Consider the following 26,599-nt stretch of genomic DNA (forward strand, 5'->3'; position numbering starts at 1 on the left):
AATGAGATTGAAAATAATTTCAATCTCATTTTTCAAAGTAATATTTGATTATTTTCTATCTTTAATTTGCTCCTCAATATAATCTGTAACCTCATTGATAAATTTTGTTTTAATATTTGCCATTCTCAACACCTTCCAAGCCTTAATCACATCTTCCGCTTCCCTCATTTCTTGAATCACATGCTCTACCCTACGGAGGCGAAACTCTTTGTCTGATTCCCAAACATTATTAATGAATACCTTTGTTTTCGGCATCTTATCTAAATGTTGCTCTAATACCGCTCTTTCCCCAATTGCAACCGCAATACTTTTAATCGTTATCCTCTTCGGCCTTCCATTTCTGTTCCTAAGTTCCCTTGTTGCCTTCTTAACCCCATCTAATATTTCTACGTCTCTTTTCTTCCAATTCACTCGCTTTTTTTCACTCTTTCTTTTTTGTAAGGTAGGTGAATTATTATGTAGCCACTCCTTATCATTTCTATACAAAAAGGCATACGTAGAAGGCTTTTGGTTCCTCATTTCTGTTTTTGATAAATTCGGATGGTCATCTTGCAGTTTCAACCAAATTTGGCGATTACGTTCTACTGAATCAGCCATAATTGCATCCGAAGGTTCCTTAGACCTGGATTCATCCGCCCCCGCTTTTGCATACTTAATCACCGTATTAGGATCAGCATGTAACCTACGGGCTATTTCTCTATAACTTAACTGATCCTCAATCAATGAACTTAACTCCTTCTTCCAGAGAAAGCCAAAGTCCATAATTCTGGTGTATCTAAATCGATCCTCTACATTTTGTTCCAAACCTTTTCTTGTATAAGTGAAACCACACTCCTTGCAGGAGAACCTCCCTATAGGCTCTTTCGTTTTCTCACAGATTCTAATCGAAACCGCCCTAATAACATCTTTTCTGAATCTCGGACAAACTATATTCAAGCAAGGCCAATGAGGTTTTCCAAATGGTTCAACTTTTAACGAGGTTGCTTGAAAAACATCATTAACATCTAACCCCAGAAAATTTAACAAGAGTATGTGATAAAAGGGATGAAAGGACTTTCGATGTTTACGAGTAATAGAGGCTAACCATGAATCTTTTGATTTCACATTAGCATGTAGATTATCAAGGAATCTATCAGGATAGAAAGCTCGAAAGGCTTCATGTAATCTCTCTTGAAACACTTTTCCGTTTATACTTGCAAACCCATTTTCAATTAGATGCTTACGATAAAAATCTGTAAAATGTATAAAATCTTTATGTTTATGGTTTCCATCTAACAATTGCTCTGCCTGTCTTAGAAAATCCACATATTGTTGCAGGGTATTTTCATCTACTTTGTTTTCTTTTGTTAAATCGCAATTGCTTAGGGTTGGCAACAAAAAGCTATGCTTATTTGAATGATTAATTGGAACGGTGCTATTCTCCAACCAATATCTGTGTTTTTGACAAATCAATTGTCCTGGAAACTGATGTAGGCGTTGCCAATACAATTCCCCATATTCATTTAGAGCCTCTTTAAAACAAGCTGGACAATATTTAAAATGTTTATTTTGTGGTATGGAACTTGCCATTATGCCCGATTGCATGTAAATAGCCTTCCCATCTTCGCTAAGCATCGCTTGATAAATGGATTTAGCCTTTTCCCCTAAAAAAGCTGAGTAAAACGGATACATAGTATGTTTATCAATTAGCATTTTTTCATCTATAGTAGTGCTTTCTGGTAGACGTCTTATAAGAGAGTGAATCCCCGAAGGTAGCAAAGCAGATGCAGTAATCGTTCTTTTCCCAAATAAATCTTCCAGGGTATGTTTCAAGAAGACATTCCCTGACCGTAAATGGTAGCGACCAATTGTACTATATAAAAGTTCTCCTGGATATGGAGTCGGAAACTGCAAAATCATAACATATCATCCAGAGGATAATCTTGTTTAATAACGCCTGCTTCATATAATGCTTGATATGCAGTAAGTTCCTTTTCTTTTCCTTGTTCTATAACCTTCCGAAAGTCACTCTCATCGACTTTATTGTCAGTTGTTTCTTGCGTAGTTAGAAGTCGAAACGCCTTTTGCACAATTAGAGATAAATCCTGAATTTCGCTATTTTGAGCAATGATATTCGATATTGTTGCTCTTGCAACATCATCTTCAATTCCAAGAATACCCAATCGAAATACGGCGTCATCAACTAATTTTGATTGTTGATTCTTTCGATCTACTCCCTGTTTTAGAGACTCCATAACTTGGTTCTGATTTATAACAATCTGCTCACCCTCTATATAATTTTCAATATCAGGGAACGATATATCATCATAGTCTGCAAGTCTCTTATAATTATTGGTTTTTAGAGCATATAACATAGGTTGAACCATTTTTAATTCTTCCTCAGCAACTTGTTGCATTAATGGAATTGTTATCTTTTCTTTACCGCTACTGACACAACGAAGTTGGCACATCATGTAGACTTTTAAACATATGTCACAGAGACCTTGCGAGATATTGTAAAGCAAGGAAGAAAATTCCTCACTGAAAGGTGTCTCTTCTCTTGTCCATTGATATTGCCACATCCCCTGAACAAAAAGATCCCAAAGTTCATCTTTTTCCATACGATTCCACATTACATTTCCCGCATTGGTATTCCGTCGAGCCTGTCTAAATTGTGTCTGTAGGATATCCATGGCTTTTGGCGTTCCCACCATTATTAATGGAATGTTTACGGTATTGATCAGTGTAGTAAAAAAATTTAAAACCTGTGTAGAACTCTTTGATTTTACGGCCTTTAGATGTTGGATTTCATCAATGATTAATATTCCGAGGTTCACGCTCTTCGCAATTTGTGCCATAATCGGCATCAATTGGCTTGTTGAAAGACGACTATTTGCATAACGATTAAAATAATCTGTCCCCATTAGTAAATCAATCTGATACATGAAATCAAAAATGATTGTCTTAACTGATCCGTCAAAAGGTGTTTGAATGGTCAAGTGTGTAATTTGGTACTGATTTAGTGGTTTACCTTTATATAATGTGTGTGATATAACTTGGGGGTACATTCCCAAGATGCGTTGCAATGTTCTCGTCTTCCCAACCCCGCTAACCCCTACTATACTCATTGTTTGACCTGTTTGAATGACATCTTTATCAATAGATTTATTTTGTATATTATTCCAGTTATCCACAAACCCCTGTGCATAAGTATTGTGAACTGGATTGCGAGATACATAGCCTGCTTTCAAAAGTCGATCAACTGATGATTGTATCTGCAAATGTATCGGCAACGGTTGATAATAGCGTAATAACCTTTGTATAAAATGAACCCTTTTATGATTATCCAAATATCTCTCTTCATTATTAAAGGGTGGATACACACTCAGATGATCTATCACTTTTTGATTAGAATAAATTGGCGGTAGGGCCTCAATCAAAGGGTTATTCTGATACTCTAAAATATCACTCTGCTCCTTGTATTCAGCAACTTGTGCCTGAGTACCATTAGCTAATTCAATGATTTTCATGATTTAGACCTTCCTTCTGTTTCTGACGGAATAGATCAATGTTTTTCACTTGTTTCGAAGATATAGTGATAGAATCATTTTCTTTTGCTTTAATATGAGATTGACTTTTTGCTCTATTTGCTTCACGTACTAATTCTTGCTCTGTTTTCCGATTTTGTCTTATATCCTTAATATTTTTTGAAAGATTTCCGTTATTGGATTCTATTTTAGATTCCTCTTTAGCTTGTCTTACAATTTCTTCAATTTCTTGTGCTAATTTAATTTTGCCATTCATTTCAGTTTCTTGAAATTCAGCTTTTTGTTGACGTTTGCTTCTTTTTAAATCCATTACCTCTTCTATCCTTGCTGATTGGTATATCTCATAGTGTTCAATTAACGTACAAATTTCGTAGTTTTTTCTGTCTTTATGCATATATATTTGTGACATGTCCTGTGGATCATACCTTATTTCTGTTTTCCATGAACCGTTTGTCCGTGCTGTGGAAAACCATTTTTCCTTCAGTGCTGTTTGACAACTATAATAGAGACCCTTAAAAGAGATTCCTTTAGAATCAATTGTTGCTTGGCTTTTAGGAAACACATTACTTCTGATTTGATCATAATTCAAGGATCTAAGTAGACCACTTCCACTTTTCAACCCCCATTCAAAAATTTTTAATGGGTTTGGGGGTACTCCCGCTTCTATCATATGTTTTGTTAGTGGGTAATCTGTTAAATAATGACCATTGTTGTAATACAACGCACATCTCACCAGTATTTGCGAGTATTCTCTAAGATTTAAAACAGCCTTTTTGCGGTAATCCTGACCTCCTCGTTGAATATGATCTTTTTGTACTGTTCCAGGGAGGAAGGGGGCGAGATGGGACTGAAGGGTTTGGAAGAACCTTTCGCAAGTTCCCTTTAGCTCAGGTCTTGATGGCCCAGTATTTTGAATTTTAATGTTGAGATTTTCAACCAAACTTGTTAGTTCGTCTGATATCAATTCACTTCCACGATCAGCCAATAATGTATGTGGCAGATAATGAATCGGCCAATCTTGTTCTCCAATCTCCATGCTGAGCTTTGTCTTACAAAAGTCCTTTTTATTACTAAACGCATTAGCAAGAGCTAATCTTAGCGAATCGCCAGACATATTCTCAATTCCTGCATACACAGAAACGATGCATCTGGAAAATATGTCCACCGTTAAGTAAATCAAAGGGCGACCGATTACCTTATTCCTGTCCAAACTTGAAACCAAATATATATCCCCAACCGTTCCGTCGATGGCATATACTCCAATTCCCATAGCATCCTCCGTTGCAGACCCCGTAATAGCACGATGATTTTGCAAAAATTCTCTTCTTCCTTCCCTTTTATAAATGGCATACTCTGGTTTGTTCCATTTTCTATACCAATAGTAAAATTGGTCAAAAGTAGGAATCGGTTTATCTACATTTAGCACCTTATAATCCATTTCGTTACTCTTAATAGAAAAATATGCTTTGAGCATTTGCTGGTACGCATATTTCAAAGAGGGTTTAGATCGGATAAAGTAGTATTTTTCTAAAGAAGCCCGAAATATTTTTTTCCATTCCTCATTAACATTTGTTCGTTTTATTGAGGAAGAGTAAACGGCAGGTCTTCCTGTTTTCTGATTATATTCACGTTTACCTTTACCTATAAGATGGTAGTCGGGCAAAAGCGAGGATTTTATCATTCCTCTTGCCCAATATTTAATCAAGTAGTTATAGATGGTCTTGTTACTTACGGCAAATTTATCACTCGCCTTCTTAATTAATTTCCATCTCTGTTTTGGCAGAAAAATATCTGGTGTCAAATAAATTTCTTGTATTATGCCCCACGCTTCATCCTGTTTTTTTCTCTCTGCATCCGTTAGTTCAGCATCTTTTACATTTATAAACAAAGGGTCTTCTTGAACCTTTTCAAGCTCCTTTGTTTCTAACCGATGTATAATATCGTTTACTTTTAAACGGTATGGAAAAGAAGGCTTATTAATGTTCACTAAGTAACACCATTTGTTTAGATAATCTACCCAAACGATACGTTCCAATTTGTTCTGATCATGTTTACTTTGTAACAATTCATTAACCACTAACTGCATGATTTTCACCATCCGCTTCTAAATTTGAAACTTGGACACGATATTCTTCAACCCTCCTTGACAGGTCAATTTTCTGATTCAATTCCATCTGAATTTCCTTTGTTGCGACAAGATGTTTTAATAGGATTAACCCTAATCCTTCATCTAATTGATAAGACTTTTCTATCCTTTGGATAATACTCTGGAAAGTTTCTATTGGGTTAGTCAGATAATCCTTCAAATCTTTTTTCAGGAAAGCAAGGTTTCCTATTAACTCTGGATAATCCTGTATGTCATATGCAGTAAGCACCCAACCAGTATTTCGAGCTAACTGTTTATTAATTTCCTTTTCTGTTACAATTCCAAAGTCAATTTGCTTCTGTTCGAAATATCGCCTTAACAATTCCAAACGAGAGATTGTGGTTTTTTTTGCAAGTTCAGTTGATGATTTAATTACTCTCGCTTCATAAAAGGGATTACCGTCCTGATCAATCCTTGTTACCATAAAGGGAACAATAAATACATGAGGTACATTTGTCTTTGAGTTAAATAGTTTCTTTTCAAGTTCTTGATCTACTGGAACGTTCATTTCATGGAAGTCCAGGAGAGGAAATTGCTCTCGAATATCAATTACCTGGTCATCAAATTCCAACAAATAGAAATAATACAATTGCAAATCACTCAATAAATGGTGTACTCTTTGAGACGTAAAACCAAATGTGCGTGATGACCTTCCCTGGGAGGCTATATCTTGAACTTGCAACCAAGATTTATATTCTTGACCTTCACCCTGCCCCCGTCCTTCTTTCAAGAATCGCTTGATAGTCGAATCTTTCCATTCTCGAATCATCTTTCCACCTCATTTAAAATAACAACACATTATTATAGAAGAAACTCGTCATAAACTAAACTTGTAAACCATCTACTGCTTTTTGTTTATCTTCTGCACTACTATTTACATAGAAGCGATAAAGTGTATCGACAGAACTATGTCCGCTCAAAATAGCAACAGTTTTTGGATCGACTTTTCCTTCTTTGATTAAATTAGAGCAAAACGTATGGCGAGCCATATGGGGCGTTACTACGAAATCAAGTTGAGCCTTCCTGCTATATTTCTCTAATATCTTATTTATTGCTAATCTTGTCAGTGATCCTCTTTGTCCTTGAAGTAATAAATGTGATGGAACTTTTGGCCGTACAAGTAAATATTCTTTCAAGGCATTTATCACTTGTGAATTCATGTTTATCTTCCTTACCTTATCCCCTTTTCCGTTACGAATCATCACGTAACTATAGTTGTTCTTACCATTTCGTTCCGTTATATTAATATCCTCTAATTCAATTGACACCAATTCGTTACATCTTACTCCTGTACCAAAAAGGAAAAAATAAATAAGAATATCTCTCCTGTTTCCTTCCGCCTCTATAGTACGTTTCAAACGGTATAACTCTTGTTTCTCTACTATTTTTACTTCATAATCCAATTCAATGTTATTTTTCTGTAAAACTTTCTCCTGCTCAACTTCTTCTTTGCAGATGCCCTCCATAAAAAGGAAACGCTGATACTGAATAATGCTTTTTAACTTGCGATTTATACTTGTCACTTTTAATTTTCTGTGTAAATTCAAATATTGACGATACTCACGAATATCGGTTTCTGTAATTGTATCCGCCTTATAACCAATTGTTTCTTCCAACCACTGTAAAAACTGCTTAACATCTTGACAGTATGCTTGAATGGTTAATTGGCTATTCCCTCGACCAGTTAGTTCTTGTTCAAATTGATTGATCATTAAATCATCATTCCTTTTGGTTACTCTATATTTTGACAATATCTATCGATCCAAAATAAATGTCCCTGCTTTTACCAGGCTTTTTTTCATTAGTCGTAAATATTGCATGGTAAAGAAGGTCTGTCTTATCCAAATCCAATAGGCTATTATATCTGTACTTCCATAGCATATCTTTAGTGATTAATCCCTTTATAGAATAATCTCTTGATACTAATTCGAATTCAGTGTCAGCTAATATTATCAGGGCTACAGAGTCGACTTGAAACCCACTTGCATAATAATTGCCTTTTAATCCTAAGTTTTCTAATGCTTGAATAGGTTTCAAAGGTAACGGTATTAACGATGGAAACAACTTATTAAATAAGGAATGAACAATTTCTACCGCTACATCAAATTCGAATATTAAACCAACACTATCTTTGAATCCCTCCTCTGGATAATCGTTGTACTTTACAAAGTTGCACGTGTAATTTATTCGCATTCATTTTACTCCTTTTATTTTTTAGTCAAAAAAAAGGTGTCATCGACAATAGGCTATAGCCAAGAGTTTTTTTTTTTAACTCTCGGACACCTATTTTCGATGACACTTTGGTCTTCATGTATAACAATAACCAAATTATAGTCAGTGTTCTGTTAAATGGCAAGCAATAACTATCGAAATAATCTATCAACATAATTGTAAGTTATGTGGACAGTTTCAAATTTGTCAGATGGTTGAATGTAGGTTCACATACCTTCAAAAGATGAATAAGCCAATCGAATCTTTATACATAACTTTTTAAGCCCATTTCCTGAAAAATTTTGCATTCCAAAACTAAGCAATCCCATAATTCTTCTTTTAGACAGAAGGTTTAACAGTGGAACATACACCTCCTTCTTTTCTTCGTCTGACCATATTCTAAGAATAGTATCCGTCATCAATAGTCATTAGATTTGTTCCTCATTATGGATAATAGAATCCAAACGTATATAACCGACTATCTGACGGTTATTCATCATATTCTTCCCTCCCTCCGATATCGATATAATCCTTAAAAATTGATCTGTCCACATGACATACATCCTCAATGAATTCAACTGAAATTCTATCATTGGTGAGATTTCTTGCAAGGTTTCTTGAAAATATTATTTGACCCCTATTAACATTTTCCTGCTTTTTTATCAACCATTCATCATCAAAAGGTTCCAAAACTTTTTTAGCTCCCTCGATGTCAACCTTCTCATTAGCAAACAGCTGGTATATAATGCCTTCGATTCTTTTTCTTGCTCCTTCTAATTTTTCTTCTAATGTCATTTCTTTCGGATTTAAAATTGTTTCTACAATTTCAGACACTTTTTACTCCCCTTTTTTATCTAATATATAGTCAATTTTATTCTTTTGGTAATGCAACATGCACTTTACCTTTTTCCTGGATTCTACTGTATCGACTTCAAGTTGTTACTGTTCATGGAGATTTTATACATATGGTTAATTTTGAAGTATTACAGATAAGACGACTCCTCTATTCTTTGTTGTTGCAAAATAACGTTCACTTTTAATCCTCCCTTTTTTTTAGTGATTTCTCATATTCATCAAGTGATAAATTTTTCAAAATGCTCTCCCAATATTTCACCTATACCAACATCCTGATCCATTGTCATTTCCCAATAGTAAGGGTTATCAATGAACACGATATCCTGAACATTCGTAATACCTAAACCCTTTCTTAATTTATTATGGTCTCGTTGTTCGCTTCTTTCTCCGCAAACAACTGCAACTAACTCACCTTCTTTAAAAGGAACAATTTCTTTTTTGACTTTATCAATGCACACAATCTCAGCCATATCCTCAGTTTTGTCTCTCTTATTGTAGCTTTTTAACTGCTTTATCAACGTTGTAACATCTTTGAATTTAATGAATGACTCTTGATAACCCATGTTTAATCTCCTCCTATTTTTTTAAGTCTATAATTACACTACGCAAAAATTAATCTTGTGACTAAATTCCTCTTTAAATTTAGAGTATAAAAAGTCAACATCCTCTTTGATAAAGCCGATAACTTTTATAAATAATTTGTTATCTGATAATTGATAATCCCTACTAATTCCTAACACTTTTTGAGTTGCCTTAACCATATCTTTCAAATAGAGAACACCATTACACAGGTAGTACCAATTTTGATCTCCCATTACCTCAATTGAAAATTCACTATCAAAATTCCGATGCTCTCCCCACTTTTTAAGAGAACTTACCAACATATCCTTATTTTCGTTTTCCAGATATAATACAGTATTTTCATGCAATTCGATTGCTTCCATAATTAGCACTCCTATCATTTCCTTAATTACCTCTCCCTTCTCAAACTTTGCCAAACCATCTAATTCAATAACTGTTCTTGTTTCCATTTTACTATTATCACCTCTTAAAATTTTTAGGGACTTGTACATTGTTGTGGTTTCTATTCCCTTGTATAATTACATTGTATATGGGCAACGAATTTAAAAAGTTGCCTATGAAGTCACTTCTAAAATTGGGGGTTTAGTATTGGATTACGGTTCTACAATCAATCAGCAGGAATTGGAGCATTTTATTGAGTCCGAACAAATTATTAGATTGATTAAGCAAATAGATATACCAGAAGACTTTTTCTTCACAGAGATTAACACTATTTTCAAAGATACTTTTACTTTTACTGATGTTTCTGGATTAGATGAAGCAGTTAAAAATGTAAAGGGAAAAAGGAAAATTGGTGATTATCTCTATAACCTTTTAGAAGAAAAAAGGAAAAAAGTTACTGATCTCCATTTAAGAGCAGGAATCAAGAAAGAGTATTGGCATAAAGTTACCAATGGCAAGATTCATCCTTCCAAGCAGAAGTTATTATGTTTGGCAGTCATTTTAAAGTTAAACCTTGAAGAAACTGAAAAATTATTAAGAGTGGCAGGGTATAGTCTTTCAGAAGAACTAACAGTGTATGAAGCAATAATTGGATTCTGTATAAAAAAACAAATATATTCTTTTTTTGAGATTGACCAACAACTAAGCAGGTATGGAGAAAAGACTATATTTTCCATTGAATAGTTAATTTAGCAACAACCAAGATAGTAATAATTACTTTGATTAGTTACATGCTTTTTAAAATTAACATAAAAAGGGAGGACATAAGCTAACGGGTTACGTAATCTATACGCAAACCTCAAATTTTTTTATAAAATGCAACCAAATTTACATAACTAATTGCACTGTATTTGAAATTAAAATTAAAAAAATCCCAGTTCAGTGAACTGAGATTTTTCTTATATTTATTGTCAACGCTTCTTCAACTAAAGCACCCTTTACTTTAAGATGTGATTAAACCGAACAGCCTTAATAAAGCGTACAAAGTAAATCCTACACCGATATATATAATAATGAATCTAATAATAAATCTAATTACCCGATGCAATTTAGAAGGCATAAAAAAATCAATAATACCAACCGTTAAGAATAAAATCCCTATAATTAAAATGGTCAAAATTTCCAATGAACTCACTTCCCTAAGCAATATCTTATATTTATTTACGATTACCTATTAAAAAAGTTCTTTATTGAATTATCCTGCTGCGTTAGTTTAAGATCATATCTTCACAAACTCTACGTTTATTTTAACATAAATATTCAGAATACCTTTAAAATTCAAGTTAAAAGTAACGATTTCCAATCTACTTACGAATTTGCAGGTCAAAATGTAGAATTACCCTGACTACCTAACAAATTGGTGTAGAAATCACACTACAATTTAATCGAGATTCCTCATATCAGAAAAAAATGACCATCAAAATAACGTACAAATTGAAGGTCATTACATTACATTTATTAATGTTTGTGAAAGATAACGTAGCCACTTAGACATAATCCGCTCTTTTAACAACCTTCTTTCAGCCAACCAAAGTATCCATTCATCAGCTTTATGACTTGAATTCTGTTATCCTCAATTTCATCCAAGTATTGATTATCAATATGACGTTGTTTCTCATAAAACCTGATTGCCCCCTGTAAATACTCCAATTTTTCTTTTGCCATATTAAGCCTTTTAATACGGACATTCATATTCGTTTGCCCTATACCAGATGCAATCAATTTGGGGATCTTAATTGCACATCGATAAAGTTCTTTTGCTTGTCTATCATCAGGGTCTAATGCGTAATTATCGATTAATCGATATATTGCAATCATTAAATCGAGCGACCGATCATATAAGGTATATTTACGAAAGTTCTCCACTCTCATTTCATTTCGCCCTTTCCTTCCCGGCATTTTCAATTTGCTTATCAACCCAATTCATTAAACCAATCAACATTTTTACAATTTCCTCAGCTTTTTTATCTAACTGTTGGTGTTGCTCATAAGTGATATAGCTTCTGAGTAATCCCATATCGAGAAAGGCTCTGATCTCTCCCGCACTTGAAATGGCAATATCCAAATGACTAAATTCCTTGGAATAATAAAATGACTGACGACCTTCAGCAATATTTGCACTGATGGAACTCACTGCTCTTCTAATTTGATTACACATACAGTATTTTTCTATATCAGGAAAACTCTCAATAGCATCGTACATGTCATTCATAAAATCGAGAGCCTTATTATAAACATCTGTTTTTCTGGGATCATTGGGGTATGGTTTTCTTTTACCTTGCATATATATTCCTCCTTTTTTACCCCAAACTCATTACTCTCAATTGCTACCTTAATAGACTGCTTCTATTGAATATGCTAATAAGCGAATTGTAGAATTGGAAGTTAGCGAGATCTATAATTTTTTTAAAAGAAATTTAAGAATTAATAAGATGGGGAGGGTAACTAAAAAACTTGTCATACAAAGAACCTGAGGTACATTATTATATTACGTGTGTAAATAAATTGGGGGAATTTGTATTAGATGATAAATTGTTTTAGGGGATTGTTATTAGATTATCTACATTATCATATATTTGCTCTTCTCTAAATTCGTTCAAATAGTGGAGAATTAATACTTCTTCACTTTCAGTCAAATCCTTCATTCCCTGCAAAGTCCATATCAAACCCTCCCTGGCTAATGTTTTCAATGAGAATTCGATATCAATAATACTATAATTCACTCCTTCTCTTTCATTTCGATATTTCAATTGTGTTCTTTGTACCATGCTATTCATAAATGTCACCTCCTTAATCAGTGATACATATTTCATTGTGTGATACCAAACCTTACTTTAGTATTTGAGCGTGAAAACCATTAAGATTCTGATAATCGATTTCATTTTAATTACCATCTCGACTTCGGCACATTTAATGACAATTACCATAGGAAAGAAGGTTTCCACAGGAGGGGGGGATTAAGTCGGCAAATGAGCCTATTTTTGCAAACATTCCTTTTGTATAGCATATGCCCAATATTTTTCCTATTATATATAGAGTTAAGAAAGTCTCTCATTAACCGAAAGCCCCCTTCTTGTGGTGATTATGACCTCTAATGGAAGTTGCGAATCTAATTTCTTACAATAGAAATCCCTTTGTACGATACTGCTCTTGAAATATCTTCATACCGAATGATTGTTGGGTATTCTTTCTCCAATGATTGATTAAACTTAATCTTTGAAATGGGTTGCTTGTTATTCTCCAGGCACTTATTCTTATATATCTTATATAACTCCTGGCTCTTAATTTTTGCTTCTAAGTCAAGAATGCAATATTCCTCTACAAACCAAATCACATTATTACTTTCTTTGCGATATTGATGCAGTAATTTATTGGATGACTCACTCTTACTAAATTGATAATTATTATCAATCAGACGGTGCAACCCTTCTAAGGCCCACAAAACAATACCATTTCGCTCTGCAATTAGTTTTTCGTATAAATCTGGATCTATTTGATTTTCAGGAATTTGATTTAAGAATGGAATTAATTGAAGTCTACGAAAGAAGCCATCAGTGCGGTCAACGTAATTTTGAGGTAGCTCATTACATGAGAATAGGAGGCGTGCCTTATTTCGAAATTCAAACGGATCTTTGAATTTATTTTCTGCCTGCAAACGGTCTCCAGAGACAAGAGCTTTAAATACTCCTGTATCATCTAATGGTTTAGACGGCAGGTCAGCAAAGGTATTTAATAATTTACCGTACATTCTCCCTAATGAGAACCGTTTATTAAGATCCTGCATTGACAGATTACTAACATATCTATCACCAAGAATACGCTCTATCAGCTTCAGCAAAGTAGATTTGCCAGTTCGACCAGGGCCATACAAGATAAAGGCTTTTTCAGCTTTTGTTTCAGTTGTTAATAAATAGCCAATTAGTTCTTGAATGACCTTCCTATCTTCTGGAGTAACAGCATTATTAAGGAATTTTTCGAATTCGGGGCATGTTACGCTTTTGTCGTAAGAGGCATTTATTTGTAATGCTGTTTTTAATTCTGGAGGATGAATTTGAAGTTCCCTTGTTGTAATGTCATAGATTCCGTTTTTTAAGTTAATTTTTCCTCGTAGTTGTTCTACATCATATAAATCAATATCTACGAGAGCATTCAATTTTAGCAGTTCGAATGTATCCTTTATATATTTTGGGGAAATGTGTTTTTTCAGTAGTTTATTCTTGATTTGTCTTTGTATAACTTTTTCATCTTCTACATTTTTATAAACTCCATTTTCACCTTCAAAGAAGTGTGCTTTTGAATAAACAAGGTTATTTTCTATTACCATATAATCAGCCAAGATATCTGGCATAAACCTCAATGATCCATTCGGAGTTTTTTCATACCATGGAGTATCATTGTGATCCTTTTGACCTTGGCTATTTCGGTCTAATATAAAGTGTTTCTTTTTACTTAGTGAATGATCATTTCCACCATATACATTATTGGTTCCCGCTCTCGCTTTATCTATTGTCATTTGTCCATAAGTTCGACCATCTGCAGAATGATTTTTATCCCATTTAGGGCGATATAATCCAGAAATACGAAACAGTTTGTCCATTAAATATTCATCGTTTTCAGTGTAGAAAGCAAAATAATTACATAAAGCTAAATCAGCACTGCTTTTATTTCCACCATACATAGATGTGCCTCCATGAAATAATTGTTGAATTTCATGACCACTCTTGCTTCTGAACATCCTATCCAACACCTGTTCTTCTGTTAAGTTTGGGTGATTCACTATTTCTTGCTTAACTGGAGCCGTAAAGTATTTATCTTCAATTTCTCTTAGAAGATTAGTTGGTTTAATCGTTTCCATCTGATTGATTGCATTACCTGTTACAGTAAAATAACGCCCCTGCGAGTATATTTCAATTCCGTAATCACTATTCTTGGATTTCGTCGTATGCTTGTTTCCATTAACAATAGCATGAATACCTCTCCTGCTCGGGGAAAGTTCAATATAACTATCATCCTCGAAGGTGTTAATTACGTTTTGAGCAACTTCGTTATAATTTCCACTTTCATCAATGCAATCATCAACATCAATTCCAACGTATGGATCGTTGGCTGTAAAGACAAACCCAACACCTGATACTTTCATATTGTAATTCTGCAACTGCTGTAGAGCATCTTCGAAGGTGAGCCAGTTCATTGAATTCTGAGCATCTATCGGCTTACCAGTGTTGGGATTAACGGGTACTTTCGAAATTTTTTCAGATCTGGGCATTGCTTTATAGCAAACCCACTGTCTTAGTAATTTTAATTCAGAGGGGATACTTTCTTGGGGTAAAACTATATTTGTTCGCATAATATTTACTTTTCTCCTTTGTGTGGTTTTTTTAATGGCTTAATACCTTATTGCGAGGAATCAACTTGAAGATTTGAGGTTAGTTCAAATAAAATACCTTTTAGTCTCTCGCCCCTTTCGGTTAGTGTAAAATCTTATCCATATTCTTTATTACAATTCGAATTATACAAAGGAGTTTATCACTTGTCAATGACTATATGCAATATTTATTAAATTATTTACTACAGGCAATAATGTTGTTTTCAATGTAACCCCATTATATAAAAAGAACCGATATTTTGATATCAGTTCAGATTTTTAGCATATTACAACTCAACTACTACTGGTTGTTTGGATAAGATTGTGATTTGGTATTTCTTCTTTTGTATTAGCCATTTTTCTTTATCAATCGTCATTATTAAAATTCCGTTCGGATAATCCATTAGTTTATTAAACTCTTCTTCGATAGCTTCCTTTACTTTTTCTTTCCATTCATCAAGGTTGATTCCTTCTTGTCGCAGTAAAGACCCTTGTTCAATAGTAAATGTCACACTCATGCATTTTACATTAAATGCACTGTCTTCTTTTAATACTTGCTGTTGTACGTTACGTAGCTTGTCTAATTCTTCTATGACGCTGGTTAGTTTATCAATTGGAGGGCTATTCTTCTCCAATGAATAATTAAAGACTGCCGATAACAAATTGACAAGTGCTTCTTTCTCATTATTATTTAAGTACCTTCTTGGTGTTTCGACATCATTGTCAATTTCATCATGTTTGATAGTATGTAACCGTAACAAATTGCCTAAAGTAAATTCAGCCCCAGAATCAAAATCCTCGATCAATTGTTCAAACCCAAACGCTTTAAACACTTCTCTCATATCCAAACCAAGAACAGAGGAAAGCATTGCTACAATTATAAAACTTGGGTTAGACTGTTTACCTTTTTCAAGGCGATTGATATAAGAAGGGTTAATTTTATGGTCATCATCTATATTAGTTACTGCCTCAGCAACCTTCGCAAGTGACATTCCCTTTTTTTTTCGTTCTCTTTTAACAATTTCGCCGAAACTATTCTCCGCCATTTCTTTGGCTCCTTTATCAAAATATATTGTTTATAAAGTATTATGTATATTACTTTTCATCCTCTGTTTAGCCCTTATTCACTATCTTTATCATCCATTATAGCCTAAACAAAGTTGACACTAAATGATTTAAGAAAATTTATGAAATCTAAAACCGTCTTCGACAATCTTTTATGAAATTTTCTTATATTTTGTATACAACCTGTATATGATATATAAATTAATATTCGAAAGGAGAGAAACAAATGAAAGAACAAGTTTTTATTTCCGTTGACTGCGGAAAGCATTCTACTAAATCGATGATGGAATATAGAGGGCAGACCTACATCGTGCTTTTCAGAACGAAGATGCAGATGACTAATGATTTGGGTATTGAGCTTCAAGAAAACTCCTATAAAGTGGGTTTTGAGGGAAGTGAACACCTTTTGGGCGACACAGTGTCGGAAAACCACAGCGATCATAATCTGTCCAAGGAGTCCTTGGTTCATAAACTTGCTATCTATACAGCTATTGTAGAACTAATGAAAAAGGCAAATCTACAGTTTTACAACGTTCAACTTCATGTCGCTATCAACGCACCAATTAATGTCTACAAAAGCCAACGACTGAAAAATTCATATAAAAGATATATGGAAAATAACAATCGTACTATATCTATTTGTATTAATGAAAAGTCCTATATGTTCAACCTTAATGACCTAACAATATGCTTTGAAGGGATGGGATTGGTATATGAAAGTCAAAAAGAATACTCCAAACACTCTACAGCTATATTTGATATCGGAGGGCTTAATACCACTTACTGTACATTTAATGGTGTTCAACCTGATTTTAATAGCATGATAGTTTCTAACCTGGGAAGTAGTTCTTTAAAAGCAAAAATAGAACGGGAACTCGTTGAAAAATATGGTATGACTGTATCCTCCAATGATCTTGAACAAATCGTTCAAAAAGGCTTCTTTACTCATTACGGTAAAAAAGTCGAGGAAAGTGAAGAGTTAATTGAAAAGATAAAGAAGAACCATCTTGATAGCATAATAAATTATGCAAAACAGCATGGATATACACTCAATCAGGACAAGATTTACTTCGTAGGTGGCGGTGCAAATTTGTTATCAAATGAAATTAAACACACCTTTCGCCATGCTTGCATTGTTATAAATCCTCAGTTCGCTAACGTGAAGAGCTTCCTCGAAATCCTCAAAGTGAAGTATGCCTGATGATTGAACGAAATAAAATCACCATAAGTTTTCTTCCGCATGATGATGACCTGTGGCATTTTATCCAGTTAAAGAAGAAAGCATGCAACCTAAGTGAATATATCCGCAATCTTATTTGCAATGATATGAATAATAATCATACCGATATTGACGAAGAAAAGATTGTGGAAAAACTTTTAGAAGCGTTACAATACAAAGACATAACGCTTCCTGGAAAGAAAGAAGAGTCAATAGAGGAAATAGTTGCTAATGAAGAAGTAAAGAATACTATCAATAGCTTGTTTTAATAGAAAAAATGCTGAGGTTAGTCAGCATTTTTACATAAAACCCTGTGGGTTTAGTACGTTATATTAGATAAAGAAAGTTTATAAACCAAAAAACCATCCTTCTATTAATTCACCTTCCATGTCCTCATTGCTGGCTAAGAAGTCGAAAGAGTCCGTTTCCCTTGACAATGATTACCGATGTAGGTCTTGAACAAATCTATAGTGAATAGTACCTTAGATGGTATAAAACAATCAGAAAGTAGAGACATAGTTGAAAACCTGACTGAAAACCATATAAAATTTCTTGAACTATGCAATTCTCAATTACCCTTCGCTATTATTTCTCCTGACCCACCATATGCAAACGTCTTACCTGTGTTATAGACAAAGAAAAGATACCGAAGTGAAGATATTGATTTGCTCACAGACGTTTCTAATAGCTAATAATGTAACTGATAAACAAAAAGAGCGTGGATATCTATAACGGGTTCCGTTACCTATCGCAAACATTAAAAAATAATATAAAATGACCAACAAATTGTATGCTAAATTGCTGGTCATTTATTGTTGTTGTATCAGAAATTTATTAATAATATACATTGAAATTATAGTGTAATTTGTTGCCTTATTTGTAAGATGACAATAGCCAGTGGCGTCTACATTTTGTACTAAAAAATCGTATACAAATTGGCATACATAAATTCACCATTAAATTGAATATATATTAGCTTTCGTCTGATTTTACAAGGTAATCTGAATATTTATGTTAAAATAAATATAGAGTTTGTGAAGAAATGTACTTAAACTAACGCAGCAGGATTGTTGAACAAGGATTAGAGTTTTTCGATTAAGGGGAGAGTATAAAATATTTAAAAAGGAGAGTTTTATGATGAATGGCAAATTTAAACTTTTAACTAACGTTGCTATTGCAGTTACTGGCATTATTGCTTTTAGCAATCTTATTTTCTTTGATTCGAATCAGTTAGATGTTTTAGGTCTGATTTTGTTTGGAATAGTAACCTTATTGGTAGTGTTTGAGACATATAAAGAAAAAAAGATTGTTTCTGTTTTTATGATTTTAATATTCATTTATATGTTTGTTGCTTGGGGTAGCCCATCAATATAAAGATAACTAACGGGTGCATTACTTCAACAGGAGTTATTCAACTAATGGAGCAGGTTAGCGTAAGAGTGAATCGGTAATATGATAAGCTAATTTCAGTGTTGTATTTAAAAATGGAGGGGTAATATGTATTTGCTACTATCAATTATTTTGAGTGTCATTTTAGGGTGGGTTTTATGGATGATGGGACCACTGGTAGGTGGAATTATTGCTTTTGGTGTTGTTGTTGGTTGCATATTTAGAGGATTGTATTTACTAATTGACATACAGCAAAGAACGTCAACTATAACGCCTAATAAAGATAAGGTCCAAGAGACGTATGATAGCTATTTAAAGGAACGTGACCAAGGTTCACATTAAGCTAACGGGTGCTTTAGTTGAATAAGCAATAGAAAATAAATAGAAGAAAAATCTCAGTTCAGTGAACTGAGATTTTTTAAATTACAAATATAACTACAAAACACGGTACAATTCACTATACAAATATAGGTACATTTATAATTTAATATCGAGTTTTGCGATAGGTAACGGAGCCCGTTAGGATATCCAAGCTCTTATCTTTTTACAAGCGACTTACTTTTTCTTTTTTTATTTACTCCCGTTTTAAGCATTTCTGGTAGTTCTTCTTCCCATTTCGCAGGTTCAGTTTCATAGTCTATTTTAGCAAAGGATTTTAGTATTGCTTCAACAATTATCTTCGCACCTTCTGGGGGAACAGCCATCCCAACTTGTTTTCGAACACTTTCTTTACCACCTAAAAATTCAAAATTATCTGGAAATGTTTGAAGTCTTGCCCTTTCACGACTTGTTAAGGCTCTCGGTTCATCATAATGATACATATGTGTCCCGCCACCACCAGATCCAGTAACCGTATAAGCAGGCAGATCTGGATTTAACCTCTTATATATATTGGACATTCTTGCTCCTTTTACATTTAGCCTTAAATGTTCTGGTATGCCTTCAGACCATGCATTTTCACCTGGAAGGATCTTATTTAGCATGTCAATTACCTTTTGCTGATGCCTTGTATATTCATTATTGGTAGCATCCTCTGGAATAGGAGGGTTTTCAAGAGCTTGTCTTGATGTTTTCCATAATTTTCTGTCTTTCAAAGGAGCCTTCGGGACTTTAAAACTCCATCCCAAATCTCTCCGAATACCTACAACAATAATTCTATGCCTTGCTTGTGGTATTCCATATTCTTCAAACTTATATAGGTGAGGTGTTATTTTATAGCCCACCTCTTCCATCTCTTGTAATATTTTTATAAATGCTTTCCCTTCGTTTGCACTCTCCAGACCACCTACATTTTCTGCTATAAACCATTGAGGTTGGTGATGTTTAAGTACCTGAATCCCATAAGAGTATAAAGGGCCATAATTGCCCTCAATTCCCTTAGATTCCCCAACTATTGAATAATCGTTGCATGGAAAGCCGAATGCAAACGCATCTATTTTTTCAAGAGCTGTAATGTCTAACTCCCGTACATCCTTACAGATAACTGATTCCTCTGAATCTGGACAAATATTACGAACGAAGGTTCGACAAGTATCTTCATCAAAATCATTCGCCCATGCATGTTCTACCTTATATGTATCATTGTTATGTTCAAATTGAGCCTCTTTCGCACCTAATGACAGGCCACCTGGCCCGCAAAACAGCTCACCTTTTTTAAAAATCATAGTTTTAACACTCCAAAGTTGTTAGTTCTTTTTATTCGATGAATATTTTTCTATTATACTATATAAAGTGCAAATATGAAATTTTAAAAGGACTTCAAGAATAAGCTCTATACTAATTCTACATCTTGTAATGTTACCTTCCTATTAAGTTGAAAAAGTGTTCTCAAGTCTTCGTGTTCTATAGGGTTCGACAAGTGCTTTTGCAAAAGACGAATTGTATTTCGAGCAGATATTACACTTCCCTGAACATCTGGATTTTGTCTATTAAGCTGTTGAATTTGAGAATCGATATTAGTTCCAAAACCATCAGCAATATACATAAAAAATTCCAAGTTCTCATGACTATTCTTATAGGTCGGAATGTAATTATTGATCATTCTATTCCTATGATCATTACTAATGCTATATCTACGATACGCTTTGGTATCAATGATTCCCGAATAATTAATAGGAGATTCAACAAATATATCTGGATGCAATGGATTATTACCAACATGCATTGAACGAAACCCTAACTGTTCAAAAACACCTGTAGTCGCAATTTCAAACTCAGTAGCTAATTCTCGACCGCTGATAGCCATGTTTAGGTAACTGGCTTCAAAAGCACTGAAAGTATCTGGTCTAAACCCTTCAATGGCATTCTCAACTTGTCCAATCGAAAACCCTGTTATTGTAGAGATCTCGTCAAGTAGTTGCGAAGTTATGTTTACTATTGGCCGAGTACCTGCTATATGTAGCAACTCACTCCTAACCCTTCTTTCTCTATATAAAGCATCTGTAACGGCTTCACCACCAAAGCTCCTGTTATCTCTATTTTGACCAGGTGCTAAACCGAAATTCCTTTGAAAGTTTTCGTTACCATATGGATGGTTGAGATTGTATTGTCTGACTGTTGAACCATCATTCAATATTGCTTCCACATCTTGAATATACCCTTCTGAAATAGCAATTTGACTGTTACCGACTCTATCAATTAATTGTGTATATTCAAGATAGTTTATAAATGTATTTGCTATGTCTCCTAAATAACTAATGGTCTTTTCTCTTGAACGTACTCCTGTCGTACTACTTGCATATAATTGTTCGAAATCTTGGGAAAGAACAGAGTCGCCATGACTTCTATAATCAAGAATTCTTTGAACAACATGTTCATAACAATCATTCGATTCATTTTCACCTTCGGTTATTACAAATCGACCAAGCTCACTTCTTGATAGTGTCTCAATACGAGAATCAATAAGTAGTCTAAGTAAGAATCTGAATGGCCGTACTCTGAACCTACTATGTATATTTACTCGCCCACGTTGAGAATATGGGGAGGGGTATTGTAACTTCATTAATTGATTTATTATTATTGGTACAGGTGGTTGTCCCGCTAATAGTGCTTCTCCTGCTAAAGTAGTTCTAACAATCTCTGTATCTGTCTCAATAAATATTAGCCCCAAATTATAAAGCCAAGACTCATAGGTTCTTGCTCCCCCAGCTCTTCTATCTCTTCGTTGTCCTGGACTCTTAATACCATAACGTTCCAATTCCGATTCAAAATCTAACTGTCGTGCTAAGTCATGGTTCCAAACATCACCCAGATTTTGAAGTGTAAAAAGAGACAAAATGTCAACTACTGGATAAAGTTTACGTTTATTTCGAGGTGCTTGCCAATTGTTAATCACGAAAAATCCCCCTTTTTCATGTCTAATCACTTTTGGTGTGACAATTCAGCTATTTTCTATTAGAATCTATATTAGATTCATTTGCTTATAGTCAATATTATATCAAACAAAAACATTCCACTCACTATTTTTAAAAAGTTAAGTATAATTTCATGGGGGAACGGAGCTGAGAATATGCTATGTAAATGTGGTGGTTTACTTGTTGTAACAAAAGTTGAAGAATATCCTGAAGATCTTTCGAGCAAGGAAAAATTGCATTACAATCGGGTTTGTGACGTAGAATGTATGTGGTGCGGAAATACATTATATTCGCAGTCTTATGACGATGGTGCATTGCTTAATATTGTAAAGAAAATTACAGAGGAATCATAATAAAAGAAGCATATTAAAAAGACCTCGTATTATTTACGAAGTCTTAATAAGATTAATCATATTTTTCCCTTTAAGTCATCGATCATTTCCGATAACTGATAAAGTTCATGAACCTTAGTTTTTGAGTCCCAGTGACTATCAACAATAAATTCCACTATTTGAATTAATATACCCTTGATTTCCCTGCTAACTTTAATATCATTTACGACAAAGTTATGTTGAATCAATACATCAGTTAATAATCCCTCTTCTTGATCTAACCCATCGGTACTTAGCTCACGAAATGCAGTTGAGATCAAAATGTAAAAGGGGATTTTAAGACAAATAGCAAGTCTAATGACCTTAGAAAAACTAATTTCCCTTCTTTTTCCATTTTCAATTCTGTTGATATACGTGTGATTCACATTTGTCATGCTTCCAAGCTGTTTTAATGTAAATCCTTCCTTCTTTCTATATTCCTTAAACAGCAATCCAAAATCATCCGAAACCCCTTCAATACCAAGATTAACCACTGTTCCCAAGTCGTCGTTTAGTGTTTTCATATGAAACCCTCCCTATTAATTTGAATCATATCGATTCAGCCTGACTAAAGTTTCAAAAAGAATCCTCAATTTTTGAACTAATAGATTATAGATAATAGAAGGGTGTAATATTCAAATTTCAAATCATAATGTAATCATGCACCATACTACCAAGCATCATTTCAAGATTAGTCATTTTCTTCAGCCGATACACATGTTTGTAATGACATCTGCTGTAGGAAGCCATCCATTATGGCCTGCGTGATAGGAAAGAAAATATTTTACACTACAATCCATTACTGTTTTGTGACGTGTAAACGACCAACTAAACTCTGGATATTCTGTCCCGTTCATTTATAAATTCCTCCTAACTCCTATTTCGTAACATGCTCTTGGCCGCATTATGTGCAGAATTAGCGAATGGATTATGTCTCTTTAGGTCTAAAGGTAAATATTTAATAGTGATAAGACGACTCCCATTCTCTTTTAATATTTGTTGATAAGTTTGTATTAGTTCACTCTGTAACTTCATCAAAGAGTTATTATTAAACGTTATTTCCTTAGATAAAAACGATTCAATGTTAGCAACATCTGAATAAATAATTACCTGATCACAATGCACCCTCATAAGTTTTCTAAAGATCCGTAAAGCGAATATTAGGGCTTTAATCTCCGCATAAATTGGTTTATGATAACAGTTTTTAGGCGGAAACAAGAGCTGTTGTTTAACTGTCACTGTTCCTCTCTCCAATATAGACACTGCTATCGCCATTTCTCTGATTTCCCCGCTCGCTGAACCATCACAATAAATGTGCATGGTGTTATTACTCAAATACTGCTGAAAAACAAAATCCTTTAGTTCATTCGGCACGTTTTCCTCATACTTCCAAAAATTCGGTTTATCTACCCTTCTGGTGCTTCCCTTTGCTTTCAATATAATCACCCCTTTCGATGGAACTATTCTTATTGCTCGATATACCATCTTTATTTTTTGGTAAATTATTTTTTACCAAAAAATAAAAAAAGCACTCAGCATCCTTTTAAAAAAGATGTGAGTGCTTCGATATTTATTGAATTTATTATTATATGTTTGGTTGGCTTCAAAATGTTCACCTTCAATAGTTAATATTAGTCATATAATAGCCTACTACACCACCAAAGTCAAACATCTTTTCCATTAATTAAAAATTTTTGTAACTATAGGTGAAAACGAATCTTTTCGGAAATAAATTGTCTCTCATTCTCTTAAATAGTTGGTTAATTGATAATGATTAAATATGCAGTAGCACAACCTTATCTAATAAATATCTACTGAATAACTAACAAAGATTAAATGATGTTGCCATGAAAACAATATTAAAAAGCATTCAAACCAGATTGAATGAACTTTAATATTAATAACTTTGTTACTATAACAACATAATTTAACTGGTAACAATTTAAGGAGTTCCCAGGAATATGGATATATTAGCTATTAATCAATACTTCATACCAAGTTCTATATGGTTGCCTGCTCTTTTCAATCCAATGATTACACAGCAAGTATTTTTCTCCATGTATTTTAATTGGTTTTGCATAATAGCGGTCTCCCCCATGTATCTTCCGTTGAATTGAAACATCAGTTCCCTCAGTTACTTTTCTTAACATTGGATACGGAAGCATTAAAGTTTCCTTGCTATATCGATGGTCACATAGATGATACATTATTTCTTTCGAGAGTTTGTTTTTATTAATTAGCTCATTGAAGGTTTCACGAACAAATAACGCTATCGGAACATCGTTAGATTTAGGCGTAGGTTCCTTTATACCTGGATTAACTATGGTATTATTTCCTGAAAATGAAACAGTTTCAGAAGCTAAGAACATGTTATACATTTGAATACTCCTCAGGAAAAGCTCTGAGGTATCAGCAACTGATGAAGAAAGGCCAAGCACTGGATGTAATACCTGATCATTAAAGTTACTGTTCGCTATTATTTGGACTTCAAAGTCAAGCTCCATAGACCTAAAAAGTTCTTCCAGTTCCAACACGCTGGAACGTAAAGGCTCATTGACAGCATTATTAATTTTCGGGGAGGCAAAAATAATTGTCCCTTTCTTCATATTGAAGTAACCATATAAAAGCATGGCAGTTCGAACAATCTTCTTTATTATCCGCTCTACGGTTTGAATTGGACTACCATAGCTTAATCCAGCTCCATGGAATGCCACATCTACTCCGTATATATTTTGTACGTTACCATCTTTGATTTGCAATCCTAAAGCATCTAATTCCCCTTGTTGCAATAGTTGCGTATAGGATTTATTATTTTTAAAAATATTAAAAGAAAACTTACTTTCAAAGTAGGTTTTCACTGTTTGCATAATCTGCTCAATTTCTTCCTCATTAGATAATTCCCAATGATTGGTAGATGGCTTCCAGTTCAATTGAACAGACTGACACTTTTTCACATGACGTAGCCATGACAGCATTAAGGATTCTCCAATCTCAATTTTCACGAATAATCTCCCCCTTTTAATCTATGTACTTTTATTATAAAGGAAAAATTTGCAGTTTTCTTTGTCAACTGAATGGCTAACAGCGGTTGTTGGTCATGTATAGTTAAGCATGGCTTACAATATAAAAAAGATCAGTAACAATGGTTCCCCATGTACTGATCTTTTTACTGTCTATATTAAGAATACGAAATAATAAACTGAGAATTTGAAATGGCTTGTGGTAATAAAACAAGATTTACCCCTTTAAGATGTTGGTGATATTTGTTCTGAACGATATCAAATGTCTTAGATTCAGTTACAAAAAAGTATTTATAATCTGCTTTGTTATGCTGTAATTTCTCAAAGTCCTTTATGAAATTGCTTTTTTGATTTGAACCGAGGTCATTTTCTTTAAATGGATAGGTAGTCTTCAATTCGCCGATTATCCTCTTTCCATCACTGGTTGTTTCATCAATATCCAATCCAGGGGAACCCTGGGGCTTCAATCCCATATTTAAGCCAGAAATTGAATATCTTTGATTAAGAAACTCCTTTATTAGCAGGCAACCTAAGAAGCTCAAATCGTTATCTATGTTACCTATTAATCTTCTAAAACCTTTTATTGACTCGTACTGTTCAATCAAATTTTCATTGAAAAAATCCGACGGCATATTATTGGATAGAAAAGACCTAACTTTATCCACTTTTTTAGATAGACTGTCGATGTAGTTCATTTCTTCATTAGATAATCCCTTCCTAATATCCAACTTAATTACTGTATCTTCCTTTTGAGTTTGCATTTCCGAATTCTCTTTTCTGATAAACTCAACATATTCACTAAATATAACATTCACTACCTCATATCCTGCTTCTAACCAAGTTGAAGCATGAGAATGAGCCTTTAGACTGTTCACCCACCAGGCCTGATATTTATATGCGGATTTGGGTAATGGAGTATTCAAAATACCTTCAATTTCACTAAATGACAATGTAACATGTGATGATGTTAATTTCTTCAAGTAATTTTGTAAGGGAATGTATTTTCCTTCTATTACCCTATCCATTTATCTTTACCTCCTATGTTTTGTTCCCCT

Annotated in this window: 27 protein-coding genes; 6 read left to right on the top strand and 21 right to left on the bottom strand. The window is 33.9% G+C overall.

Annotated elements, in window-relative coordinates; genetic code table 11:
* Positions 1-48: 48 nt before the first annotated feature.
* The 9 genes from VBD025_RS02725 to VBD025_RS02765 form a co-directional block, all read right to left on the bottom strand.
* A complete protein-coding gene (locus VBD025_RS02725) occupies positions 49-1,899 on the bottom strand; it encodes a TnsD family transposase (protein ID WP_430789078.1) in 1,851 nt (616 codons plus the stop codon).
* Positions 1,896-3,509: an ATP-binding protein gene (locus VBD025_RS02730; RefSeq protein ID WP_430789080.1), complete on the bottom strand. Its 1,614-nt coding sequence runs from the start codon at positions 3,507-3,509 to the stop codon at positions 1,896-1,898. The genes VBD025_RS02725 and VBD025_RS02730 overlap by 4 nt, the downstream gene beginning before the upstream one ends.
* Entirely contained in the window at positions 3,496-5,613 is a 2,118-nt protein-coding gene (locus tag VBD025_RS02735) for a Mu transposase C-terminal domain-containing protein (protein ID WP_430789082.1), read from the bottom strand. Before VBD025_RS02735 ends, VBD025_RS02730 begins: the two co-directional genes overlap by 14 nt.
* Entirely contained in the window at positions 5,597-6,442 is an 846-nt protein-coding gene (locus VBD025_RS02740; protein WP_430789084.1) for a TnsA endonuclease C-terminal domain-containing protein, read from the bottom strand. Before VBD025_RS02740 ends, VBD025_RS02735 begins: the two co-directional genes overlap by 17 nt.
* A 55-nt stretch (positions 6,443-6,497) precedes the next feature.
* Complete coding sequence (locus tag VBD025_RS02745; protein ID WP_430789086.1) at positions 6,498-7,385, bottom strand: tyrosine-type recombinase/integrase; 888 nt, start codon at positions 7,383-7,385, stop codon at positions 6,498-6,500.
* A gap of 25 nt (positions 7,386-7,410) precedes the next feature.
* The gene (locus VBD025_RS02750; protein ID WP_430789088.1) at positions 7,411-7,866 is read right to left on the bottom strand and encodes a hypothetical protein; all 456 of its coding nucleotides are present in this window, start codon (positions 7,864-7,866) and stop codon (positions 7,411-7,413) included.
* Positions 7,867-8,373: 507 nt separating this feature from the next.
* A complete protein-coding gene (locus VBD025_RS02755) occupies positions 8,374-8,718 on the bottom strand; it encodes a hypothetical protein (RefSeq protein ID WP_430789090.1) in 345 nt (114 codons plus the stop codon).
* Between the two features lie 239 nt (positions 8,719-8,957).
* A complete protein-coding gene (locus VBD025_RS02760; protein WP_430789092.1) occupies positions 8,958-9,302 on the bottom strand; it encodes a hypothetical protein in 345 nt (114 codons plus the stop codon).
* A 33-nt stretch (positions 9,303-9,335) separates the two neighbouring features.
* Positions 9,336-9,770, bottom strand: coding sequence for a hypothetical protein (locus VBD025_RS02765; protein ID WP_430789094.1), 435 nt, complete (start codon positions 9,768-9,770; stop codon positions 9,336-9,338).
* 139 nt (positions 9,771-9,909) lie between these two features.
* On the opposite strand from VBD025_RS02765, the gene VBD025_RS02770 reads away from it, so the two are divergent.
* Positions 9,910-10,446 (top strand): hypothetical protein, encoded by a 537-nt coding sequence (locus tag VBD025_RS02770; RefSeq protein ID WP_430789096.1) that lies wholly within the window; start codon positions 9,910-9,912, stop codon positions 10,444-10,446.
* Between the two features lie 822 nt (positions 10,447-11,268).
* Here the strand turns inward: VBD025_RS02770 and VBD025_RS02775 are convergent.
* The 5 genes from VBD025_RS02775 to VBD025_RS02795 form a co-directional block, all read right to left on the bottom strand.
* Positions 11,269-11,634, bottom strand: a complete 366-nt coding sequence (locus VBD025_RS02775) for a four helix bundle protein (protein WP_430789098.1) — start codon at positions 11,632-11,634, stop codon at positions 11,269-11,271.
* 1 nt (position 11,635) lies between these two features.
* Positions 11,636-12,046 carry a four helix bundle protein gene (locus tag VBD025_RS02780; protein ID WP_430789100.1) on the bottom strand — a complete coding sequence of 137 codons (411 nt, stop codon included), beginning with the start codon at positions 12,044-12,046 and terminating at the stop codon, positions 11,636-11,638.
* A gap of 253 nt (positions 12,047-12,299) precedes the next feature.
* Positions 12,300-12,539, bottom strand: a complete 240-nt coding sequence (locus tag VBD025_RS02785; RefSeq protein WP_430789102.1) for a hypothetical protein — start codon at positions 12,537-12,539, stop codon at positions 12,300-12,302.
* Between the two features lie 332 nt (positions 12,540-12,871).
* Positions 12,872-15,109 (bottom strand): phage/plasmid primase, P4 family, encoded by a 2,238-nt coding sequence (locus VBD025_RS02790; protein WP_430789104.1) that lies wholly within the window; start codon positions 15,107-15,109, stop codon positions 12,872-12,874.
* Positions 15,110-15,414: 305 nt separating this feature from the next.
* Positions 15,415-16,173 (bottom strand): helix-turn-helix domain-containing protein, encoded by a 759-nt coding sequence (locus tag VBD025_RS02795; RefSeq protein ID WP_430789106.1) that lies wholly within the window; start codon positions 16,171-16,173, stop codon positions 15,415-15,417.
* 245 nt (positions 16,174-16,418) lie between these two features.
* Between VBD025_RS02795 and VBD025_RS02800 the strand changes: the two genes are divergently transcribed.
* The 4 genes from VBD025_RS02800 (at position 16,419) to VBD025_RS02815 (ending at position 19,142) form a co-directional block, all read left to right on the top strand.
* Entirely contained in the window at positions 16,419-17,393 is a 975-nt protein-coding gene (locus tag VBD025_RS02800) for a hypothetical protein (RefSeq protein ID WP_430789108.1), read from the top strand.
* On the top strand, positions 17,393-17,680 hold the full coding sequence (locus VBD025_RS02805; RefSeq protein ID WP_430789110.1) for a hypothetical protein: 288 nt from the start codon (positions 17,393-17,395) through the stop codon (positions 17,678-17,680). The genes VBD025_RS02800 and VBD025_RS02805 overlap by 1 nt, the downstream gene beginning before the upstream one ends.
* Positions 17,681-18,545: 865 nt before the next feature.
* A complete protein-coding gene (locus VBD025_RS02810) occupies positions 18,546-18,785 on the top strand; it encodes a hypothetical protein (RefSeq protein WP_430789112.1) in 240 nt (79 codons plus the stop codon).
* 123 nt (positions 18,786-18,908) lie between these two features.
* Positions 18,909-19,142, top strand: coding sequence for a hypothetical protein (locus VBD025_RS02815; protein ID WP_430789114.1), 234 nt, complete (start codon positions 18,909-18,911; stop codon positions 19,140-19,142).
* Positions 19,143-19,336: 194 nt separating this feature from the next.
* Here VBD025_RS02815 and VBD025_RS02820 read toward each other — a convergent pair whose 3' ends face one another.
* Both VBD025_RS02820 and VBD025_RS02825 read right to left on the bottom strand, forming a co-directional pair.
* Positions 19,337-20,464: a DNA cytosine methyltransferase gene (locus VBD025_RS02820; protein ID WP_430789116.1), complete on the bottom strand. Its 1,128-nt coding sequence runs from the start codon at positions 20,462-20,464 to the stop codon at positions 19,337-19,339.
* 107 nt (positions 20,465-20,571) lie between these two features.
* Positions 20,572-22,134 carry a restriction endonuclease FokI C-terminal domain-containing protein gene (locus VBD025_RS02825; protein ID WP_430789118.1) on the bottom strand — a complete coding sequence of 521 codons (1,563 nt, stop codon included), beginning with the start codon at positions 22,132-22,134 and terminating at the stop codon, positions 20,572-20,574.
* A 174-nt stretch (positions 22,135-22,308) separates the two neighbouring features.
* Between VBD025_RS02825 and VBD025_RS02830 the strand changes: the two genes are divergently transcribed.
* A complete protein-coding gene (locus VBD025_RS02830) occupies positions 22,309-22,506 on the top strand; it encodes a hypothetical protein (RefSeq protein ID WP_430789120.1) in 198 nt (65 codons plus the stop codon).
* A 56-nt stretch (positions 22,507-22,562) separates the two neighbouring features.
* Here the strand turns inward: VBD025_RS02830 and VBD025_RS02835 are convergent, their stop codons facing one another.
* The 5 genes from VBD025_RS02835 to VBD025_RS02855 all read right to left on the bottom strand — a co-directional run bounded on the left by VBD025_RS02835 (position 22,563) and on the right by VBD025_RS02855 (position 26,569).
* Positions 22,563-23,048, bottom strand: a complete 486-nt coding sequence (locus tag VBD025_RS02835; protein ID WP_430789122.1) for a helix-turn-helix domain-containing protein — start codon at positions 23,046-23,048, stop codon at positions 22,563-22,565.
* A 180-nt stretch (positions 23,049-23,228) separates the two neighbouring features.
* A complete protein-coding gene (locus VBD025_RS02840; RefSeq protein WP_430789124.1) occupies positions 23,229-23,381 on the bottom strand; it encodes a hypothetical protein in 153 nt (50 codons plus the stop codon).
* A gap of 13 nt (positions 23,382-23,394) precedes the next feature.
* Positions 23,395-23,961, bottom strand: a complete 567-nt coding sequence (locus tag VBD025_RS02845) for a hypothetical protein (RefSeq protein ID WP_430789126.1) — start codon at positions 23,959-23,961, stop codon at positions 23,395-23,397.
* Positions 23,962-24,494: 533 nt separating this feature from the next.
* The gene (locus tag VBD025_RS02850; protein ID WP_430789128.1) at positions 24,495-25,526 is read right to left on the bottom strand and encodes a hypothetical protein; all 1,032 of its coding nucleotides are present in this window, start codon (positions 25,524-25,526) and stop codon (positions 24,495-24,497) included.
* Between the two features lie 176 nt (positions 25,527-25,702).
* Positions 25,703-26,569 carry a DUF7662 domain-containing protein gene (locus VBD025_RS02855; RefSeq protein ID WP_430789130.1) on the bottom strand — a complete coding sequence of 289 codons (867 nt, stop codon included), beginning with the start codon at positions 26,567-26,569 and terminating at the stop codon, positions 25,703-25,705.
* Positions 26,570-26,599: the final 30 nt, after the last annotated feature.

Source organism: Virgibacillus flavescens (genome assembly GCF_050574275.1).
Lineage (GTDB): Bacteria > Bacillota > Bacilli > Bacillales > Amphibacillaceae > Virgibacillus_F > Virgibacillus_F flavescens.

Excerpts from the sequence above, each read along its gene's own strand:
- VBD025_RS02725 (WP_430789078.1), bottom strand. The coding sequence starts at position 1,899 with ATGATTTTGCAGTTTCCGACTCCATATCCAGGAGAACTTTTATATAGT.
- VBD025_RS02730 (WP_430789080.1), bottom strand. The coding sequence starts at position 3,509 with ATGAAAATCATTGAATTAGCTAATGGTACTCAGGCACAAGTTGCTGAA.
- VBD025_RS02735 (WP_430789082.1), bottom strand. The coding sequence starts at position 5,613 with ATGCAGTTAGTGGTTAATGAATTGTTACAAAGTAAACATGATCAGAAC.
- VBD025_RS02740 (WP_430789084.1), bottom strand. The coding sequence starts at position 6,442 with ATGATTCGAGAATGGAAAGATTCGACTATCAAGCGATTCTTGAAAGAA.
- VBD025_RS02745 (WP_430789086.1), bottom strand. The coding sequence starts at position 7,385 with ATGATCAATCAATTTGAACAAGAACTAACTGGTCGAGGGAATAGCCAA.
- VBD025_RS02750 (WP_430789088.1), bottom strand. The coding sequence starts at position 7,866 with ATGCGAATAAATTACACGTGCAACTTTGTAAAGTACAACGATTATCCA.
- VBD025_RS02760 (WP_430789092.1), bottom strand. The coding sequence starts at position 9,302 with ATGGGTTATCAAGAGTCATTCATTAAATTCAAAGATGTTACAACGTTG.
- VBD025_RS02765 (WP_430789094.1), bottom strand. The coding sequence starts at position 9,770 with ATGGAAACAAGAACAGTTATTGAATTAGATGGTTTGGCAAAGTTTGAG.
- VBD025_RS02775 (WP_430789098.1), bottom strand. The coding sequence starts at position 11,634 with ATGAGAGTGGAGAACTTTCGTAAATATACCTTATATGATCGGTCGCTC.
- VBD025_RS02780 (WP_430789100.1), bottom strand. The coding sequence starts at position 12,046 with ATGCAAGGTAAAAGAAAACCATACCCCAATGATCCCAGAAAAACAGAT.
- VBD025_RS02785 (WP_430789102.1), bottom strand. The coding sequence starts at position 12,539 with ATGAATAGCATGGTACAAAGAACACAATTGAAATATCGAAATGAAAGA.
- VBD025_RS02790 (WP_430789104.1), bottom strand. The coding sequence starts at position 15,109 with ATGCGAACAAATATAGTTTTACCCCAAGAAAGTATCCCCTCTGAATTA.
- VBD025_RS02795 (WP_430789106.1), bottom strand. The coding sequence starts at position 16,173 with ATGGCGGAGAATAGTTTCGGCGAAATTGTTAAAAGAGAACGAAAAAAA.
- VBD025_RS02800 (WP_430789108.1), top strand. The coding sequence starts at position 16,419 with ATGAAAGAACAAGTTTTTATTTCCGTTGACTGCGGAAAGCATTCTACT.
- VBD025_RS02805 (WP_430789110.1), top strand. The coding sequence starts at position 17,393 with ATGATTGAACGAAATAAAATCACCATAAGTTTTCTTCCGCATGATGAT.
- VBD025_RS02810 (WP_430789112.1), top strand. The coding sequence starts at position 18,546 with ATGATGAATGGCAAATTTAAACTTTTAACTAACGTTGCTATTGCAGTT.
- VBD025_RS02815 (WP_430789114.1), top strand. The coding sequence starts at position 18,909 with ATGTATTTGCTACTATCAATTATTTTGAGTGTCATTTTAGGGTGGGTT.
- VBD025_RS02820 (WP_430789116.1), bottom strand. The coding sequence starts at position 20,464 with ATGATTTTTAAAAAAGGTGAGCTGTTTTGCGGGCCAGGTGGCCTGTCA.
- VBD025_RS02830 (WP_430789120.1), top strand. The coding sequence starts at position 22,309 with ATGCTATGTAAATGTGGTGGTTTACTTGTTGTAACAAAAGTTGAAGAA.
- VBD025_RS02835 (WP_430789122.1), bottom strand. The coding sequence starts at position 23,048 with ATGAAAACACTAAACGACGACTTGGGAACAGTGGTTAATCTTGGTATT.
- VBD025_RS02840 (WP_430789124.1), bottom strand. The coding sequence starts at position 23,381 with ATGAACGGGACAGAATATCCAGAGTTTAGTTGGTCGTTTACACGTCAC.
- VBD025_RS02855 (WP_430789130.1), bottom strand. The coding sequence starts at position 26,569 with ATGGATAGGGTAATAGAAGGAAAATACATTCCCTTACAAAATTACTTG.